The following is an 18579-nucleotide window of genomic DNA, read 5'->3' as shown; positions in this document are numbered from 1 at the left end:
TGAGTCCTAAGTTAAAGAGGTGGTTTGATGTAAACGCATCAGTTCAAGATAAAAATCACGTTCATCATGGGATTCTAAAAGACCGCTGTTAGGGAAAATTGCATCATAAATTTTTCCAATATTGGAAAAGCGATGCTTAAAGAGTTCACTGAGCAGTAAGGCTGAAAGGTCTTTGCGCATAAATATGGCTGGTGGTAACATTCCTGCTTTTAAAATCTCTAAAAGTGATTTAGCGTGGTACTTGATATGGTGATGTCCACCATGAGGGCAGGTGTTGGTACTCACCAACGTTTTACATTCATTGCAATAGACAAATTCAGTGATGATTTCAATGTCGATAGCGAGGTCTTCATAATGATCTAAAACAGACTTCATCTCATTTTGATCATAGTAGGCACCAATACCACTATGGTGTTGACCAAGAACCAGTTTATTACACCCTAAGTTTGACGCACAAATGGCATCTAAAACAGCATTTTTATAGCTAGTGAAGAGGTATGTATTTTCAAAGGGTACAATCACAACTCTGTTTTTGGGTAAATAATTATCAACAAAATATTGAAGTGCTTTGAGACGTAACTCATAAGAGAGGATATCTTGCTTGTAAGGTTTAAGCAAAAAGATAACTAACATATCGCACTTTTCAAGGGTAATCCGAATGACTCGCTCATGGGCTCTATGAAAAGGATTGGCATTCATCATAATAGCAGAGACATTTTTAGCGCCAAGTTGAGCTTTGGCATCGGCAATTTTATTTTTAACATTTTTAACATCATCAAATTGGAGCTCATACTCTCCACATACGGCGATGTCTCCAAGTCGTTTGAGGAACATTTGGGTTTCAGGGTTGGAAATGTCATACGTTCCAAAAATTTGCTCAATGCGCTTTTTTTTGTCAACCTCAAACACTTCATCAACGATGATTGTTCCTCGGATCTTGCCATCAACCATAAAATCAAGAGGTTCACCTTGATACGCTGTTGTCAAGACTTCCCTGTTTTTTTCACCAGCAGGAGCAATGATAAAAGGGAAAGGGAAGGGCTTACCTTTGTAATAGCCACTTTGTTCAACTTCCCTTGCTTCTGCACTGTTCATCAGTTTGTCAACAGGATGTAAAACACCTTCTTTGGCAAGGGCAAGGGTTGCTATAAACTCTTTATCTAAAAAGAGTTGTCGGTTATTTTTTCTTGTTGATTCCATATTTTTTCCTTTTCTCCCAGAGGCTTTTGCGAGATATTCCTAGTTTTTTTGATAGTTCTGTATCGGGAAATTTATTTTGAAAATTGAAAATGACATACTTGACATAATCATCAATACATAAAATATCACCCTGATCTAAAATTTTGCTGTCAGTTGTGAGTTCTAGTTTTGTAAAGTCACTCTCTTCGTTCGGGTCAGTGCTACAAATAATAGCACGTTTACCCTCCAAAATGTTGTAGACTTTAAGTTTCTCGCTTTTTTTAAGATTTTGAAGGTCAATAATGTAGAGTAACTCCTCACTTCCTGCACGTGCGATCTTTTCATACGCCGTACTTTGCGTTAAAGAGATGAACGTAAATGTTTCATTTTGTGTCTGTGCATAGTTAAAGACAAGGGCATCGGCATGTTTTTGAAAATTGGTTTTGATGAGAATTGGAAATTTGGTCTTTTTATCAAGAGGTTCTAAATTTGCGCTACTAAAGAGGTTTTTAACATACTCTTTATAGGTTTCATTCTCTTTTTTGAGATTTTTAAAGTCGCTTAAATGTTGCAATTTTCGGATCAACTCTTCGATCATAAATGGTTTTTGAATATAATCACATGCCCCTGCTTTGATCGGGTTGGTGACGGTGTCATTACTAATATAGGAAATCATTAAAATAATGATAGAGGAACGATGCTTTTCAATAACAGGGTAAAAATTTTGCCCAGAGATATTGGTAGAAAGTAATATTGCGTCGTATTTTTCATCTTTGAGCGCATCTTTAATACTGGTAGCAATTTCACATAAATGTCCTATTTCCATCAACTTGGAGGCAATACTTTGAGCGAGATAAATCTCGTTTTCAACGATTAAAATCTTCATACATTCGTCCAATCATAATATTTTAATGTAGCCGTTGCACTGACTGCAACACCTTCGCATCTTCCAACGAATCCTAGTTTCTCTGTCGTGGTTGCCTTTACATTCACATGGATAGGTGAAATTGCCATAATGTTAGCAAGGGTAAATCTAATTTTGTCCTTAAAGGCACTTAAACGTGGAAACTCTGCCATAACGGTAATGTCGCAATGAATGATCTCGAATCCCACTTTTGCTAAAAACGAGCACACTTCCTTTAGTAAAAATTTTGAATCAATATTTTTATAACGTGGGTCATTATCGGGGAACAGTTCGCCAATGTCACCTGCTCCCGCCGCTCCTAAAAGAGCATCGATGAGCGCATGAATCGCAACATCGCCATCGGAATGCGCTTTAAAGCCAGTGGTTGGATGTACTTCCACACCACCAAGCATCATGACTTTACCTTCTTCGTAGGCGTGCACATCAAAACCTTCTCCGACAAAAGGGATAGAAGAAGGGGCTTTGAGGCATGAAATAGTGGCGCTATCTTCTTTACATGTAAGCTTTTTAGCTTCAGGATTACCCAAAACATAAGTGACTTTCCCACCCATTGCTTTGATGGCACTGCTGTCATCGGTATACAGCGTTGGTGTTTGAAGGGCTTTTCGTAAGAGTTCTGTGCGTGAGAGTTGGGGAGTCTGAATGAGCTTAACATGATCGCGATTAATTGTAGCATCTTCATAAACCACCGTATCGACAACTGGCAGATACGGAACCACAATGTCACTGTTTTCCATCTCCGCTAAGATACGCACAAGCATCTCTTGGTCAACACAGGGGCGGGCAATGTCACTTACCAGTACATAAGGTGTCTTTACATGTAAAAGAGCATTGGCAAGAGATTCTTGTCTGGTCGCCCCACCTTCGACGAACGTAATGGACTCGCTAAACTTTTTGGCATAAAAGTATTCATCAGGTGTTGTGGTAACAATGATTTGCTTAAAAGGAAAAAGCTGTTGGAGATTTTGAGTAGCAAAAAGCCATAAGGGGGCATCTTCAATGCGTAACCACTGTTTTTTAACATGTTGATTAAACCGTGAAGAGCTACCTGCACCTAACATCACAAGCGCTAAATCGGGCAAACTTTGTCCTTTTTTCTGAAGTGTTACAATATTATACATTTCGAAAGCTTTTTTTTATCTTTTTTGTGTTAAATTCTGCCATCACTTAAGCATAAAGGTCGAGAAAATGTTAAATAAAGATGCCGTTTTAAGCGCATTAGGTGGCGTTAAATACCCAGGTTTTGAAAAAGATATTGTGACATTTGGTTTTGTTAAAGATATTGATATAACCGATAATAATGTTTATGTAGAAACAGAGATCGTCTCTTCTAGTAAAGAGGTTGGTGACGAATTAAAAGGTGCTATTGAGAAGGCAATTCAAGCCATTGGTGCAACCCGTGTGGATGTTGTGGTGAAGCAACCAAAGCCTCCGGTAGAGAAAAGCAACTCCCAATCAGGTAAAAACATGGCACCTCACATCAAAAATTTTGTGATGGTAAGCAGTGGAAAAGGGGGTGTGGGTAAAACAACAACAACCGTTAACCTTGCGATTTCATTGGCAAGCCAAGGCAAAAAAGTAGGTTTGCTGGATGCTGATATTTATGGACCCAATGTGCCTCGTATGATGGGCGCTGTTGATACGCATCCTGAAATTGTGGGACAAAAAGTCAAACCTATTGTTGTGTATGGTGTTGAGATGATGAGTATGGGTTCTTTAATGGAAAATGGTCAATCACTCATTTGGAGAGGAGCGATGGTCATGAAAGCCATTGAGCAACTCTTACGCGACATCTTGTGGAGCGATTTGGATGTTCTTTTCATCGACATGCCTCCAGGAACAGGTGATGCACAACTTACTTTAGCTCAAAGTGTTCCCGTAACTGCGGGTATTTGTGTCACAACCCCTCAACAAGTCGCTTTGGATGATACCGAGCGAAGTTTGGATATGTTCCAAAAATTGCATATTCCGATCGCTGGAATCATGGAAAACATGAGTGGATTTATCTGCCCTGAGACCAATAAAGAGTATGATATCTTTGGAAAAGGAACCACCAAACCGTTGGCTGACAAGTTTGAAACCATCGTGATTGGTGAGATTCCTATTGAACCTGCCGTTCGTGAAGGCGGAGATGCTGGAAAACCAGTAAGCTTCTTCCATCCAGAGAGTGAGACAGCGAAACGCTATCAAGCTTCAGCTCGTAAGCTTTGGGAGTGCATTGAAAAAGTCAATGCAGAAGGTGGTGCGAACAATGAAGCGATTCAACCAACTATGGGTATTAATGGCGCACCCAGTGCTTGTTCAAGTGCGAAAAAGTAAGGATTAAAGGAGAAGGTATGGCGTTACGCATTAGTATTGATGAGACAGATTTTAAAGCATTGGTTCAAGAAATTGAATCACAAGAAGGTTACCGTAAACCGATTGGTTTTGGTATCGCGCGGGTTGATCGTGGACAACTGAGTCCCGAGAAGATTTTACAGGCAAGCTTTCCTGTGGTCAACTGGAATGAAAACTTTGGGAGTGCCGCTATTTTAATCGCAGCATTGCAAGAGAGTGGCGTTGATGTTGATTTTACCAGCAGCGAATTTGTCTATGATGTCAAGAAAAAATTTGTTAAAAATGCCATGAATGCGTTTACTCCTTATCTAAACCTTGCCTTAGGTGAGGCGCATAAAAATGTTCAAGTCATTAAAACACTGGACTGGATTGCGCAAACAGAAAAGCTTAAAAAAGATTATCGTATTGTCTTTATTTTTGAAGACGATGCACCTCTGAGTCCTGAAGCGGTCTATCTTAAACTTTATGCGCTCTCAACAGGTAAAGCTCCGATTCGTTCACTCAATCTCTCAGGCGCATTTGGCGTGCTCGAAAATGTCGCATGGTCATTGGGGCAGCCTATTGAGCTTGAATGGCTGAGAATGCATGAAATTGAGATGAAACTTTTGGGTGAGTATCCACTCATTGAATCGGTTGATAAATTTCCTCGTTTCTTATCACACATTATTCCGTCCGATAATACGCGCATCTTAGATGCTAGTAAAGTAAGAATGGGTGCACAACTGCATGCCGGTACAACGATTATGCCAGGAGCCAGTTACGTTAACTTTAACGCAGGTACTACCGGTGCTGTGATGGTCGAAGGTCGCATTAGCTCTTCTGTTGTCGTGGGTAAAGGGAGTGATGTGGGAGGAGGAGCAAGCATCTTAGGTGTGCTAAGCGGAACCAATGGTAATCCTGTGAGTATTGGAGAGAATACACTCCTTGGTGCCAACTCGGTGACAGGGATTCCTTTGGGGGATGGTTGTATTGTGGATGCGGGTATTGCTATTTTAGAGGGTACTAAAGTGGGTGTGAATGCTGGAGAGCTTGCCAAGATTATTGAAGCAAATCCTAAAGCAAAACTCAAAAAAGCAGGCAAAGAAGAGATGGTTTTCTTAAAAGGCTTAGAGTTAGCGGGACTTCATGGTATTCATTTCCGCCAAAATAGCATGAATGGTATGATCATCGCAACACGCAGTAAACGAGAAATCAAACTAAATAGTGAACTTCATTAATATCAAAAGAGAGGGGGCGTTAAGCTCCCTTTTTCATAATATCATTATTAAATTCTTCTGCCCATTTTAAGGATACTTTTCGATAAGTTTCATTGGCAATAGGGTCATCTTTTAAAATCCAATTACCACATGTCGAGCACTTGGTTGCATATGTTTCAAGTTGTTTCAAATCCATAGAATCTATCTCTTTTAGGCGTGCTTTACATTCTGCGATAGAGCATTTAAGGTGACTATTCATAAAGGACTCCGTTAAAGGGGATTGGTTTATGATTGTAACATATTAAAAAAAGTAATTATGTATAAATTATAAGCAAATAAGACAGTTGCGCCCGCTCTCTTTCGCTTTGTATAAGGCATCATCTGCTATTTTGATGATTTCATTGGGTGCTTTTCCCTTGCTTGATGTTGCTAAACCGATACTAATGGAGAGCCTCTCTTTTTTTACAGTATTTGCTTTTTGTATCTCTTGCGGTACTTTCTCAGGACGATTTTTATCGCGTATCACAAAACCACGTCTAAAAATTCGCTCTCTCACTTCTTCCAACGCCATAATACACTCTTCTTTCTTTTTACCATTAAAAAGAATGGTAAACTCTTCCCCACCATAGCGATACGCTTTGCCGCCATTTTTGATATGACTTAACTCTTTGGCGACCAATTTTAAAACGTCATCACCAATGTCATGACCAAATTTATCATTAAATTTTTTAAAAAAATCAATGTCGGCCATTGCAATCATATAGTGTGAACCCAGATGTAAAAAGCGTTCTTCCAATGCCCTTCTTGAGGGAATTCCTGTCAGTGTATCGGCATAGGCCATGCGGTAGGCATCATGAACAAGAGCACTGATAGCAATCAGTGAGGTAACCAGCGAAAAGAGAAGAAAAGAGTTACTCTCTTGCAAAAATAAAAAAGGGATCATTTGTGCTAAGAGCATCCAAAAAGGAGCTTTTTGACTTTGGACTTCAAACAGTAAAGAGATCAGAAAAATAAAGAGAAGCGATATGAGTGAAATAATCAGTATAAAATCATTTGCCTTACTTAGACCATGTAAGCTTGCATGTAAAATAGGCGTATCCAGAGCTTGTTGCATACTGGGTGAAAAATATTTTAAGCCAAGGTATCCGATTCCTAAAACAATGAGTCCAAGTGCTGTTCTGAATGCCCCAAATGAACTAAAAAGACCACGTTCTTGCAAGGCATAAAGGAGGAGGTAACCCAGTGCCGTAATCAGCGGAGTGATATGCCAAAATGCTGTGACACTAAGCTTTGTAAAGAGGGTACTCGGAAAGGCGAGGGCTAAATCAAAAAAAAGTGGGAAAAGTAATAGAACAAAGAGTTTACTTTTGTTGAAATAGATACTTAAAAAAAGAGCAATCACGAGAAAAACAAACGTACTTTGCCAAACAAAATAATAGGCATACGAAGGGATAAGTCCAAATTTCAAAATACAAAGTGCAAGAAGAATCATTCCTAAACAGAGTGCATGAAAAGTCGAAAGAGCCTCTTTGAATTGTTGCATTTCGTTCCTGTATTTTTTTACGATTATAGCAAAATTAGCTCATACTCCCATAAATTGCCCATCAAAGGAGCTTGAAGATGAGGTTTGCCTAACAGTAATTTTACCACCTCTACGCTTTGAATTGAGGCAGCAAAGCAAACGGTAAACGAAGGATTGCCTGAGCTTTTCTCAACACCGTCTCCTTTTTGGACGTAGAGTTGATCAAGCGAAGCTGAGGTTGCAAACTGACTATAATAGCCAGCAATCGCGCCATGAACAAAAGGTTTTTGCTCTTTGAGACAGAGATTGGCAAGCAGGCATTTGAGATCAGGATTGTCGAGCGCATCCACAACAACATCCACTTTAGCGATAAGTTCATAATCGGTTTTAGGATCAAAAAAAGTGGTCATACTCTTTACATGTAAAGCAGGGTTGATCTCTTCAAGCTTCTCTTTTAATACTTCTGCTTTAAATCGTCCCAACGTTTTAGGTGAGGAAAAATTTTGACGATTCATATTATGTTCTTCGAAAACATCACCATCGCATACGATGAGATTTCCCACACCAATACGTGTCAGCATTTCTGCTACAAAGCCACCGAGTCCTCCGCATCCGATAATCAGTACTGTAGATTGGAACAGAGTGTACTGCTCCCCCGTGGAAATAGTTTTTTGATTGCGTTTGTAACGAAGGGGCAAAATGTCATGTTTGAGAGCGACCTCTTCAACATTTCTAAAGTTACATGTAAAACGTTTCATTGCCACATAACTCGCTTGAAGGGGAAGAAATCCATCACAGGTTTGTTCTTTTAAAAAGGTTAGAAGTTCCATTTTTTCGTATCCTAGTGTATAATTTTCCTATAAGGAGATCCAATGCATATTATACTCAATGCTTTTTCATTTTTGCGAGCAAAATTCACACAAAAAGGCATACCTTATTTGAATGCTTCATGGGTGGTAGAGGATAAAACACGGATTGTTGATTTGATCGATTCTTTAGGCTTTGAGCAAAAAGAGGTGGAAGCCGTTTTTCTCAATAATACCGTTGTTCCCAAAGAGACAGAGCTACATGAAAATGATCGAGTAGCACTTCTTCCTCCTGGAACACCAGGCTCATTTCGTCTTTTCTGCGGGCTCAAAGGGAATTAACCACCGCCCACTTTTGGGAAGAGAGCGATTACATCGCCCTCTTGCAAACAATAGGATGGTTCAACATGCCTACTATTCACCATCAAAACACCCAAAGGCGATACTCGCTCAAGCTCCAATAAGTCTATCACCATTTGAGCCGTTGTACCGATGGCATAGTTTCTTTCCTCAACTTTAAAGCGACCTTCTCGGTATTGAGCAAAGAGTTTAACAACAACGTGCATCAGAAATTCCAGAACTCATCAATCTCTTCACCTGTGAAATCCCAAGTGACATTGTGAGGAGGAAGTATTTCGTATTTCATAAACTCTGGTAAACGATCATCTGCTTTGCCAAATCCTGCTTTGATGTTAAATTCATGCTCTGTTTTAAGAATAGTTTTACCAAGGTTCATTACATCATCAATGGTGAGAGCACAGCCAAAGCGCGCATTAATCATATCAATGAGAGCTGGTAAACATTTTGCATCATCAAGTGCTGCAAACGCAACAAAGATACACATACCGGTACTATCAACTGCAGCAGAAGCAATTTGGAGGTTACGTGCCAGTTCAACTTGCCCCTCTTTTTTAAGTGGATCGACATGTCCTCCGCTGTTAAGGATGTTTGTTGCAACCGCATAGCCTGCTGTATGATCAGCACCCATAGGCGTTGTAGCATAGGTAATACCTTGTCCTTTAACCGCTCTTGGCTCATAGGCTGGAATACCTTGTCCCTTAACTGTAGGAACTCTGACTAATCCATAAGCTTTTCCTAAAATGTGTGTTCCTGCACCGAAAATTCTTCCCAGTGGCGTACCTGTTGGTATATCATGAGAGAGTATTTCGTACGCTTTGGCTCCATCGCCATATGCAAGAATACCAGCATCAACGGCAAGTCCAAGGGCAACAGAGGTTTCAATAGAATCAACACCTAAATCATCCATCAGACCATCCATTTTCGCGATCAAATCTAAGTCCTGAATCCCTAAATGCGCTCCGAGTGCCCAAATAGTTTCGTATTCAAATCCAGAGGTTAGAAACTTGCCTTCTTTGTCATTATAGACTTGTGAACATTGGATAACACAGCCTGCATGACAACCGTGGGTTGTTTTTCCCCCTCTGGCTTTAATATTTTCAGCCATTGTTTCACCACAAATTTCTTCAGCATGTTCCCAGTTACCTTGTCTAAAGTTATGGGTTGGAAGACCGCCTGCTTCATTAAGGATGTTAACCAAAACGTTTGTTCCAAAGGCTGGTAGACCTTGCCCACTGATAGGGTTTTCTTGAAGTGCTTTGGTAAAGATTTTGCTCGCTTCTTTAAACTTATCAGGATCAGCAATCGTGACTTCTTTATAATCAGCGGCATCGACAGTGATACATTTGATCTTTTTAGAACCCATAACAGCGCCGAGCCCTCCACGTCCGTGACTTCTGAGCTTTCCACCGGGGTCTTTTACAGAGACATTCGCTAGGTTCATACGCATTTCACCGATACGACCAATACTCATGACCGCAACTTTTTTGTCATATTTTGCCATCATTGCATCGAGTACGGCGTAATTATCTTTGCCGACGAGTTCAGGGACAGGAATGAACTCAACATTATTTTTGGTTACATGTAATTGATAGAAGGTATTTTCATCTTTGGGTAGCCCTTCGATAATGAGTGCTTTAACCCCAAGTTTTGAGAAAATACCGGCACTTGTACCGCCAACATTTGACTCTTTGATACCACCTGTCAAGGGGCTTTTCGCACCTAAAGAGTTACGACCCGAGTTGGAAGCAGAAGTTCCTGAGAGAAGTCCTGGTGCGAAAACCATTTTGTTATTTGGTCCTAAAGGGTGACATTCTGGATCAACCTCTTCAGCAACAATGGTAGATGTAAGACCACGTCCACCTAATCCCAGCCAGCGAGCGGGAACCTCTTCAATTTTAAAACTTAGATTTGTCATATTGACACGATAAATTAGATCAGCCATGATAAACTCCTTTAAATACGGTTGTTACAACCATAATATTCAAAGTTTATAGCATGAAAATAGCAAACTCAAGGAACTATATTAAAACAAAAACATGCTTTTTTAGCATATCTTTTTTTACACACTTCCTTAAGAAAGGAGTGACATTAAGCCACTACTTTCTTAGGTTTGAGAGATTGAAGTTCGATAATGCGCAGAACAATAGCAGAGTAATACGGAACACTTTGAATTAAAAGCGTAAATGAAAAAACATAGATTTCCGTAATACGTGTATAGTTGGTAAAGTAAAGTGCAAAGAAAGAGATGGTTAGCAAAGATGCTAAGATCATCTCATGGCGAATAGGACTTTTATTGACTTTTTTGGTATTGCCACCTTTTTCTGTACGTTTAAACGGAAGTCCATCTTTGACAAAACCATCGTAGACGGCTTTAAAGATAACCAGCTGTAAACTCATCGAAGCAATGGCACTGAGCATTGTCTCTCTCACACTCATTTTGACTCTGGTGTGGTACAAGATAAACGCATGCAAAATGTTGACCAAGAACGCCACTAAGATAGGCAGTGTCAACGGCAGTGTTGGAATGGTTACGCCCACAAAAATAATAAATGGCACCCAGAAAATATTTAAAAAAGCGGTCATCGCACCAAAGGCATCGGAGAGCCAGAAAAACCAACCTGCAACGAAGTGGTATTTTTGGTAAGGTGTTAAGGTTTTAGATGAAGGCATAAAATGGCGCCAATGGCGTTTTAAGATCTGAATAGCACCATACGCCCAACGGTGGCGTTGTGTACGAAACGCTTCTACGGTGTCCGGAAGCAATCCCCAACCATAACGTCGGTTAGTATAGTGCGCTGTATAGCCTGCTTCAAAAAGGCGCAGTCCCAGTTCAGAGTCTTCCACGATGGTATACGTTGTCCAGTCTCCCACTTCGTGTACTGCAGAGAGTCGTGCCATGAGCATCGTACCGTGTGCAACGATAGCATTTTCTTCGTTTCGCTCCACCATACCGATGTCAAAAAAGCCAGCATATTCAGCATTCATCGCTTGTTTGATAAGAGATTCTTGGCTATCGCGATGATCTTGAGGTGCTTGAACAAGCCCCACTTTTGGATCATCAAAGAGCGGAACAAGATCGATCAACCAATCTTCACTGACCACATAATCGGCATCAATGACGGCTAAAATCTCCGCTTTTTCGTTGGTATATTTGAGTGCTTCATTAAGTGCACCTGCTTTAAAACCTTTACATGTAATGTTCAAAAAGACAAATTTATCACCCAATTTGGCACAGTGCTCTTCAATCGGTTTCCAGTAAAACTCTTCAGGTGTGTTGTTAATAATCACCAAGACTTCGTAATTGGTGTATTTCATATGTGCTAACGAATTAAGCGTTTCAATTAAAACATGTGGCTGCTCTTTGTACGCAGGAACATGAATGGAGACAAAAGGTGCATGCTCCAGTTTGAGATGCAGTGGAGCAAGACGTTTGGGGGCAATGCCAAGGGTGCATTTAAAGAGCTCATTAATTTTAGCAAGGGTGATAATGACCAACGGGATCATTAAGAAAATTCCCATTGTCCACATAATCCACATACCAAAGTTCATATAATAGATAAATGGATACGTCGCTGCCATAGCAATACCAAAGCCCATTGCTTGCGCTGCTGCCGAATAGGTAATCGCATGTGCAAAGTTGACGCGTTGATTTCTAAGACCAAAGAACGTCAGCAAAATTCCAAAGAAAACAGAGCCTGCCATTTGATAACGCCACAATGGATTGATGATAGTCTGTTTAATAAAATGAAATTTAGGTTGTTTATTGGTATCAAATAATCCCCAATAAGGTCCTACACTTCCTTCATGTACCCCTTTCCATGGTTGATCAAACGCTTCAACGATGTTATAGGTCCATTTCTCTGCTTTTGCCATTTCCAAAAAGCCTGTAATTGCGGCAATTTGATTGGTCAGTGTTGCTTCTGCTTTTTCATTGTTATATCCACTACTTGGCCAACCAAACTCCCCGATGGTTATGGGTTTTTTAGGATACATCTTAGCAATGGCATCGTATTTCTCTTTTGTAAAAGCAAGCGTTCGCTCTATAGGCACTTTTTCCCAGTAAGGCAAGATATGCACACAGATAAAATCCACATGGCGTGCGAGTTCAGTGTTACTCAGCCAAACGTGTTGAACTTCTGCCGTTGTCACAGGAATGCGGGTGCGAACTGAAACACGGTCAATATAGGCATATAGCTCTTCAGGTGTCATATCAGCACGTAAAAGAACCTCGTTTCCTACAATAATCGAAGAGATTCTAGGGCTGTACATTTTGATCAGTTCAAAGAGTGTTTCAATTTCAGATTCATTGGCATTTTTGTCGGTTGAAAGCCATAATCCAACATCAACTTTGAGTTTAGTATCTTGGACATTTTCTAAGACATGTTTTGCATCAGAAATAGCATAGGTTCGCACTTTTCGCGCAATATGCTCAATCGTTTTCATGTCTTCAGCAATTTCAGCATCGCTTTTGAGCGCTTTCTCAAATCCTTTGAAAGGCGTATAGGAAAGAGACTCTAATTTTTCACCGATTTGGGGTGATATAACGATTTGGTCACCAGTTCTCGTCCACAGTAAAATCTGAATAAGGGATGTGACAACAATGGAAAGTAAGATGTATTTGAAGTATTTCAACCGTATGCTCCGAAAAAAATTTCATATCGATAACAAGTATGGCGATTTTACAACAACTTTGTTTAAAAAAATGAAGTGAGCCTGTTTACATGTAAAAAGTGACGCTTGAAAAAAGTTTGGAAGCGTTTTTTTTGGAAGATATTTTACGGAATTGTCCTCTTAAAACAATCATTCATTCACCCTTTGTTAGGGTTTCTGAATGATTTAAAAGGAGAGCAAAGAGATATTTTGACTTAATTATCTATGATTGTATCAAGCTCTTTGATTTTGTCAAGTGCTTTAAGGGAGGAAGCTTTCGCATTGTCACTCAAGCCTTCACTAAAATGTAAGACATTTTCAAGCAACACACAAATACCTAAAAAGATGGTTTTGGTACAAATATCTCGAAGATAACTTAGAAGAATAGGCGTAGGGAGGTTATGTGTAGAGTAGATGTAAGTGCGTTCATCACTGAGGTCTAAAAACTCTATTTTATCCTCTTTAAAACCACTCATAGCATCAACGACAACAATAATATCGGGCGTATAATCACGCAAAGCTGCGAACTGGTCTTCAGGTGTATCGTAACCAAAAAAGACTTTCCATTGGGGCAATTGTTCTTCTACCAATTGCCCAACAGCGATAGCAACGCCATCATCACCTCTTAGTTCATTTCCAACACAGAGTAGTGCTTTTTTCAACCGTTTTCTCCTTACCCTTAAGTGTTTTGGAAATCTTTTCTAAGGACCAAATACCCTGCTTTTAAGTCTGAGAGTATCTTTTTAAAAGGGCATTCTATCATTTCAGGTAAAAGCTGTACAGCATGTTCTGGAAAGATTTCTATTTCAAAATACTTACTTAAGTTCCCAAGTTTGCGTTTGAGATATTCATTTCCCGTGCTGAGCATCTGTTCAAACTCGCATTCGTTGATTTCTAAGACTTTCTCACTAAAGTCAATTGTGCCAACACCATGACCTATACAGGTAGAGAAAATTTTGATCTGATCAAGTGTGACATTACCAGACTTTGCCCCATCAAGATGTTTTTGAACGAGTTTGTAAACTTCTACCATTATTGCCCCCATTCGACTCTGTGGAGGCTGATTTTATCTTCCTCATCACAGGGAATATATTGGGTATAAACCTCGTTATGTAAAATGCCTAGACACTCCGCATAGCGTGGATCAGCTTCTGTACTCATAGCTTCAGTAATAGCTATTTTAGTGGCTTTTGTGTCTTTAACATTACCACTTTTAACAAGAGCTGTAAGGTATTTATCATAGAGTTTTCGTCCAAATACATAGCTCATGAGTCTTTTGGCATGTACGAGCAAATCTCTTTCAAAAAGCGTATTGCCAATGACGGAATCTTTCACCAATGGTGGCATTTCGCTATCGTGCTCAAAACTCACTTTTTGGAGTCTTTGTTCCATCACGCCAAGAGCGGTTGTAAGTCCATAGATGATGCTTGCAGGATGAGGAGGACATCCTGGAATATAAACATCAACAGGAATAATTTTATCGATGCCACTGAGTACACTGTAAGCATCATAAAAGATACCACCCGTTGCGCCACAAGCACCAAGAGCCACAACAATTTTAGGATCAGGGGCTGCTTCATAAGCGCGTAGTAACGGATAGTACATCTGACGTGTCACGGGACCTGTACAGAGTAAAATATCAGCATGGCGAGGATTGGCAACGAGTTTGAAACCAAATCGTTCTGGATCCCACATTGGTGTAATAGCCGCAAAAATTTCAATTTCACAACCATTACAACTTCCGCAGTCTATGCGATAAACGCTAAAACTACGTCCAATATGTTTGAGGAGTTCGAGCTTTTGCTCCAACGAGTTGGCATCCGTAATTTCTTGTGGTACAACATATGTTTTCATTCTATCACCATCTCTTTACCACTCGTAAAGTTTGATACAGTGGCGTTTTTTTTACATGTAGGGCAAATACTTAGATAATTTTTAGACTCTTCAAGCCTCTTTTCGCCTAAATTGGCTTTGCTTAAACACTCGTAACCATATTTAATCAGCCTTTTTGCCGCAAAGGGTTTATGACACTCGGTGCAATACTGCGTATCAAGCTCCCCTCTTTGGATAAGAGCGGATTTGTCAAATTTGACGGCAAGTTCAAACTCTTCGCTGAGTCTAATGGCGCCAGTTGGGCAGACTTCATCGCATCTACCGCAAAAGATACATCGTCCGCAATCAAACTCCCATACTAATTTTGTTTGATCTTTGTTAAACTGAACTGTAATGGCATTAGAGGGACACGCTATACCGCATGCCGCACAACCAATGCAAAGATCAAAGACATAAGCGGGTTTTCCACGAAAATTTGCCGCAACTTTATAGGGTTCAAATGGATATTTATGGGTGGTATTACCGTATTTTTCGGTAATATCAAGAAGTTTCATCATCTTAAATCCTTCATCGGACTATTTTTAAGTGTCCTCGAAAATTCTTTTAAATCTTTGTTTGTTAAAATTTTGCTCTTTTTACTCTTAATGTCTACAACCGTGACACGCTCTGTACATGAATAACAAGGATCAAGGCTACAAACAATCAGTGCAGCATCAGCAATTGTGTTTCCACGGAACTGAAAACGAAGGCTTGGCCAGTTGTTGTAAGTAGCTGCACGGCATCTCCATCTAAAGACTTTTTGAGCACTTCCTTGCATGATCCAGTGGACATTTTCACCTCTTGGAGCTTCCACATAGGCTAAAGCGAAGTCTTCAGGTTTAACGTGGAATTTTGGATCAACGATAATTGCCGTTTGAGGCATCAGCTCAAAACATTGGCGGATGATAGAGACAGAGCTTTTAAGTTCCATATAACGAACCATTTCTCTTGCGAAAACATCACCACCTTCAACAACGGCAACATCAAATTCAATCTGTTTGAAAAAGTCGTAAGGATGATCGTAACGCGTATCGCGTTTAATACCACTGCCTCTGATGTTAGGACCAACAGCAGAGAAATCACGTGCAACTTGTTTATCAAGCACGCCCACTCCTTGCCATCGTTTGATTTGGCGTTTGTCTTCCATCACAGCATCCCATACTTCATCCACTTGCGTATCGATGATTTGTAAGATGCGTAAACTCTCTTTGATCTCAATACCCGTCATATCACGTCTGAGACCTCCCATAACAACGTTACCATAGGTTTTTCGTCCACCTGTAACAAGTTCTGCAAGTTTCATAGAGTATTCACGAATTCTAAAAATGTGCATAAATGCGGTGTAGTTACCGGTGACTTCGCACGCAAGTCCGATATTTAAAAGATGACTGTGGAGTCTCTCAATTTCAGAACAGATGATACGAATAGCTTGCGCACGTGCAGGAATTTCTAAATTAATCGCTTTTTCTGCCGCTTCGATACATGCAATTGCATGAGCATAGCCACAAATACCACAAACCCTCTCTGCTAAATAGCCCATTTGATCGTAGTTCATACGATTTTCTGCAAGCTTTTCCATACCTCTGTGTTGGTAAAAAAGTCGATAATCGGCATCAACAATGGTATCACCATCACAAAAAAGTCTAAAATGTCCAGGCTCATCTGCCGTTACATGTAAAGGTCCAAGAGGCACATCGATAATGCCTGTACCTTCAGGTCTTAAGAACTCATATTCAGGTTCATTGTAGTGCTCTTTCATGTCGGGACGGTAACGATAGTCCATCGCATCTTTACGAAGGGGAAAGAGATCATCAGGCCAATCATCGCTGAGCACTAAACGTCTTTTATCAGGTAACCCTTCTGCAACAAGCCCAAACATATCGTAAGCTTCTCTTTCATACCAAACACAGGCAGGTACAAAAGGTGTAACCGATGGGTAGGTGAGATTATCTGGAGAGATAAGCACTTTAACGGTGACAAAACATTTTTCATCTTGTGCTATTTCATCACCTTCAAACATTTTGCCACCCTCCATGGAGAGAGCATAGTAGAGGGCATAATGTTTATTGATACTGCGCTCATCATTGGCAATCATCGTTGAAAGGTATCCACCCATATCGTAATAAAGAAAGCGAACTGCCTCTGGAAGATCATTGAGCTCAACCAAAGCGGTGACTTGATCTTCACATTGTCTTGTAACTTCTAAAATTTTAATTTTTGTAGCCAGAGCTTCTATAAATTTATCGCATTTCATGGTGAGTCCTATTTTTTCATTATAGTTTTAACGCTCTCATCAAGGAGAACCGTGAACGAATCAAACTGCCATATGCCGAATGCTACAATCAAAATAGCCAAGGCAATCAGTGGAATGTTTTCGCTGAACTTCATCTCGCTGTTATGGACTACTTTGCCTTCGACCTTGCCAAATGACGCAAGGAAAAAGTGTGAAAAGTCAGCGATAAAGATGATAGCTAAAGCGACAGCAAAAATACCCATTAAGAGATACGAACCATTGATTGCTGCAGCTTTAAAGATTAAAAATTCACTCACAAAAATTGCAAATCCAGGCACACCAACTAGCGAACAAATAGCAATGCCGAATAACACAGCCGTTAAAGGGGCAATATGGATCATTCCACCCATTTTGGTCATATCTTTGGTACCGTAGATCTTAGCAATATTCCCTGTTGAACAAAAGGCTAATGCTTTTGTAAAGGAGTGTGCGGCACAGTGAAATAGTGCAGCAAAAAGCCCAATAGCACCACCAACACCAAGGCCGAAGGCAATGACACCCATGTGAGCGATGGAGTGATAGGCAAACATTCTTTTGACGTTGTGTTGTCGAATAAGGAAAAAAGATGATATAAAAAGAGTCAATGTTCCGCTGATGATCATGACAGACTGTACAAAATCAAAACCCACACCATTGGCGACAATGGCATAGTAGCGAATAAGCCCTAGCATAGCACATTTAAGCAGTACGCCTGAGAGGAGGGCAGATGTAGGTGCGGGTCCTTCGGCGTGGACATCGGGTAGCCATGTATGCGTAGGTGCAAGCCCTGCTTTCGTTCCAAAGCCAATCAATGCAAAGATAAAGACAAGTTTCAAAGCCATGCTGTCTAAATTGCCTGCATTGGCTATAAGATTGGTGTAGAGCATTGCATCACCATCAATTTTACCGTTTGCTGCAGAGTAAAGTAAAATGGTTGCATAAAGGGCAAATGCTAGACCGATGCTGCATAAAACGATGTATTTATAACCACTCTCGGTAGATTTTTGATCTTTTTTAACAGATACAAGAAAAACCGAAGCGAGGGTGGTTGCCTCAATGGCTGCCCACATAAAGGCGATGTTGTTGCACACAACGCTTAAACTCATTGTCCATGTAAAAATGAAACTAAGCGCAAAGTAGTTTTTGACCTCTTTTAAACTGACGTGCCCATCTTCTAATTCCCACTTCATATAGGTGGTGGCATAGATATTGACCAATAAGCCAGTAATAGCAATCAATGATAAAAAGATGGCTCCAAGAGAGTCCAAGAAAATAAAGTTATCAAAGGCTGAAAGTTCAGCTCCATGAACGACTTTGCTTACAGCACTGAGTAACAGTGATGAGACAATCAAGCTCAAAAGGATATGGAAGCTTTGTAAGAGCTTGAAATGAAGTGGCATAACAAACATTACGACACCACACACAAAAGGTATGATTAGTATCAACAAAAGAATATCCAT

The 18579-nt window shown here is 40.2% G+C and carries 18 protein-coding genes; 3 read left to right on the top strand and 15 right to left on the bottom strand.

Features of this window, described 5'->3' with window-relative positions:
• Window positions 1-6: 6 nt before the first annotated feature.
• The 3 genes from SJPD1_RS10750 to SJPD1_RS10740 are packed head-to-tail and all read right to left on the bottom strand — an operon-like array spanning window position 7 to window position 3186.
• The gene (locus tag SJPD1_RS10750; protein WP_096047166.1) at window positions 7-1200 is read right to left on the bottom strand and encodes a sulfate adenylyltransferase; all 1194 of its coding nucleotides are present in this window, start codon (window positions 1198-1200) and stop codon (window positions 7-9) included.
• Window positions 1178-2065: a response regulator gene (locus tag SJPD1_RS10745; protein WP_096047165.1), complete on the bottom strand. Its 888-nt coding sequence runs from the start codon at window positions 2063-2065 to the stop codon at window positions 1178-1180. Before SJPD1_RS10745 ends, SJPD1_RS10750 begins: the two co-directional genes overlap by 23 nt.
• Window positions 2062-3186 carry a bifunctional 2-C-methyl-D-erythritol 4-phosphate cytidylyltransferase/2-C-methyl-D-erythritol 2,4-cyclodiphosphate synthase gene (locus SJPD1_RS10740; RefSeq protein ID WP_096047842.1) on the bottom strand — a complete coding sequence of 375 codons (1125 nt, stop codon included), beginning with the start codon at window positions 3184-3186 and terminating at the stop codon, window positions 2062-2064. The genes SJPD1_RS10745 and SJPD1_RS10740 overlap by 4 nt, the downstream gene beginning before the upstream one ends.
• A 106-nt stretch (window positions 3187-3292) precedes the next feature.
• Here SJPD1_RS10740 and SJPD1_RS10735 point away from each other — a divergent pair, with 106 nt between their 5' ends.
• Together SJPD1_RS10735 and SJPD1_RS10730 are read left to right on the top strand one after the other, a co-directional pair.
• Window positions 3293-4423 carry an Mrp/NBP35 family ATP-binding protein gene (locus tag SJPD1_RS10735; protein WP_096047164.1) on the top strand — a complete coding sequence of 377 codons (1131 nt, stop codon included), beginning with the start codon at window positions 3293-3295 and terminating at the stop codon, window positions 4421-4423.
• 17 nt (window positions 4424-4440) lie between these two features.
• A complete protein-coding gene (locus tag SJPD1_RS10730; protein ID WP_096047163.1) occupies window positions 4441-5658 on the top strand; it encodes a tetrahydrodipicolinate N-succinyltransferase N-terminal domain-containing protein in 1218 nt (405 codons plus the stop codon).
• A gap of 19 nt (window positions 5659-5677) precedes the next feature.
• On the opposite strand, the gene SJPD1_RS10725 is transcribed toward SJPD1_RS10730, so the two are convergent.
• The 3 genes from SJPD1_RS10725 to SJPD1_RS10715 form a co-directional block, all read right to left on the bottom strand.
• Window positions 5678-5896 (bottom strand): hypothetical protein, encoded by a 219-nt coding sequence (locus SJPD1_RS10725; RefSeq protein WP_096047162.1) that lies wholly within the window; start codon window positions 5894-5896, stop codon window positions 5678-5680.
• Window positions 5897-5962: 66 nt separating this feature from the next.
• Window positions 5963-7180, bottom strand: a complete 1218-nt coding sequence (locus SJPD1_RS10720; RefSeq protein WP_096047161.1) for a GGDEF domain-containing protein — start codon at window positions 7178-7180, stop codon at window positions 5963-5965.
• Window positions 7181-7203: 23 nt separating this feature from the next.
• On the bottom strand, window positions 7204-7989 hold the full coding sequence (locus SJPD1_RS10715; RefSeq protein ID WP_096047160.1) for a HesA/MoeB/ThiF family protein: 786 nt from the start codon (window positions 7987-7989) through the stop codon (window positions 7204-7206).
• Window positions 7990-8031: 42 nt separating this feature from the next.
• Between SJPD1_RS10715 and SJPD1_RS10710 the strand changes: the two genes are divergently transcribed.
• Complete coding sequence (locus SJPD1_RS10710) at window positions 8032-8307, top strand: MoaD/ThiS family protein (RefSeq protein ID WP_096047159.1); 276 nt, start codon at window positions 8032-8034, stop codon at window positions 8305-8307.
• Here SJPD1_RS10710 and SJPD1_RS10705 read toward each other — a convergent pair.
• The 9 genes from SJPD1_RS10705 to SJPD1_RS10665 all read right to left on the bottom strand — a co-directional run bounded on the left by SJPD1_RS10705 (window position 8304) and on the right by SJPD1_RS10665 (window position 18579).
• Window positions 8304-8531, bottom strand: a complete 228-nt coding sequence (locus SJPD1_RS10705) for a MoaD/ThiS family protein (protein ID WP_096047158.1) — start codon at window positions 8529-8531, stop codon at window positions 8304-8306. The genes SJPD1_RS10710 and SJPD1_RS10705 overlap by 4 nt on opposite strands.
• Window positions 8531-10267, bottom strand: a complete 1737-nt coding sequence (locus SJPD1_RS10700; RefSeq protein WP_096047157.1) for an aldehyde ferredoxin oxidoreductase C-terminal domain-containing protein — start codon at window positions 10265-10267, stop codon at window positions 8531-8533. The genes SJPD1_RS10705 and SJPD1_RS10700 overlap by 1 nt, the downstream gene beginning before the upstream one ends.
• A 146-nt stretch (window positions 10268-10413) precedes the next feature.
• Complete coding sequence (locus SJPD1_RS10695; RefSeq protein WP_096047156.1) at window positions 10414-12957, bottom strand: glycosyltransferase family 2 protein; 2544 nt, start codon at window positions 12955-12957, stop codon at window positions 10414-10416.
• A 233-nt stretch (window positions 12958-13190) separates the two neighbouring features.
• Entirely contained in the window at window positions 13191-13637 is a 447-nt protein-coding gene (locus SJPD1_RS10690) for a hydrogenase 3 maturation endopeptidase HyCI (RefSeq protein WP_096047155.1), read from the bottom strand.
• Between the two features lie 17 nt (window positions 13638-13654).
• Entirely contained in the window at window positions 13655-14008 is a 354-nt protein-coding gene (locus tag SJPD1_RS10685; RefSeq protein WP_096047154.1) for a formate hydrogenlyase maturation HycH family protein, read from the bottom strand.
• Window positions 14008-14829: an NADH-quinone oxidoreductase subunit B family protein gene (locus SJPD1_RS10680; protein WP_087439120.1), complete on the bottom strand. Its 822-nt coding sequence runs from the start codon at window positions 14827-14829 to the stop codon at window positions 14008-14010. The genes SJPD1_RS10685 and SJPD1_RS10680 overlap by 1 nt, the downstream gene beginning before the upstream one ends.
• Entirely contained in the window at window positions 14826-15365 is a 540-nt protein-coding gene (locus SJPD1_RS10675; protein WP_096047153.1) for a formate hydrogenlyase complex iron-sulfur subunit, read from the bottom strand. Before SJPD1_RS10675 ends, SJPD1_RS10680 begins: the two co-directional genes overlap by 4 nt.
• Entirely contained in the window at window positions 15362-17101 is a 1740-nt protein-coding gene (locus SJPD1_RS10670) for a hydrogenase large subunit (protein ID WP_096047152.1), read from the bottom strand. Before SJPD1_RS10670 ends, SJPD1_RS10675 begins: the two co-directional genes overlap by 4 nt.
• 8 nt (window positions 17102-17109) lie before the next feature.
• Complete coding sequence (locus tag SJPD1_RS10665) at window positions 17110-18579, bottom strand: proton-conducting transporter transmembrane domain-containing protein (RefSeq protein WP_096047151.1); 1470 nt, start codon at window positions 18577-18579, stop codon at window positions 17110-17112.

Origin of the sequence: Sulfurospirillum diekertiae (assembly GCF_002309535.1) — a bacterium.
Classification (GTDB): domain Bacteria; phylum Campylobacterota; class Campylobacteria; order Campylobacterales; family Sulfurospirillaceae; genus Sulfurospirillum; species Sulfurospirillum diekertiae.
This window is presented reverse-complemented; position numbering and strand designations above follow the sequence as displayed.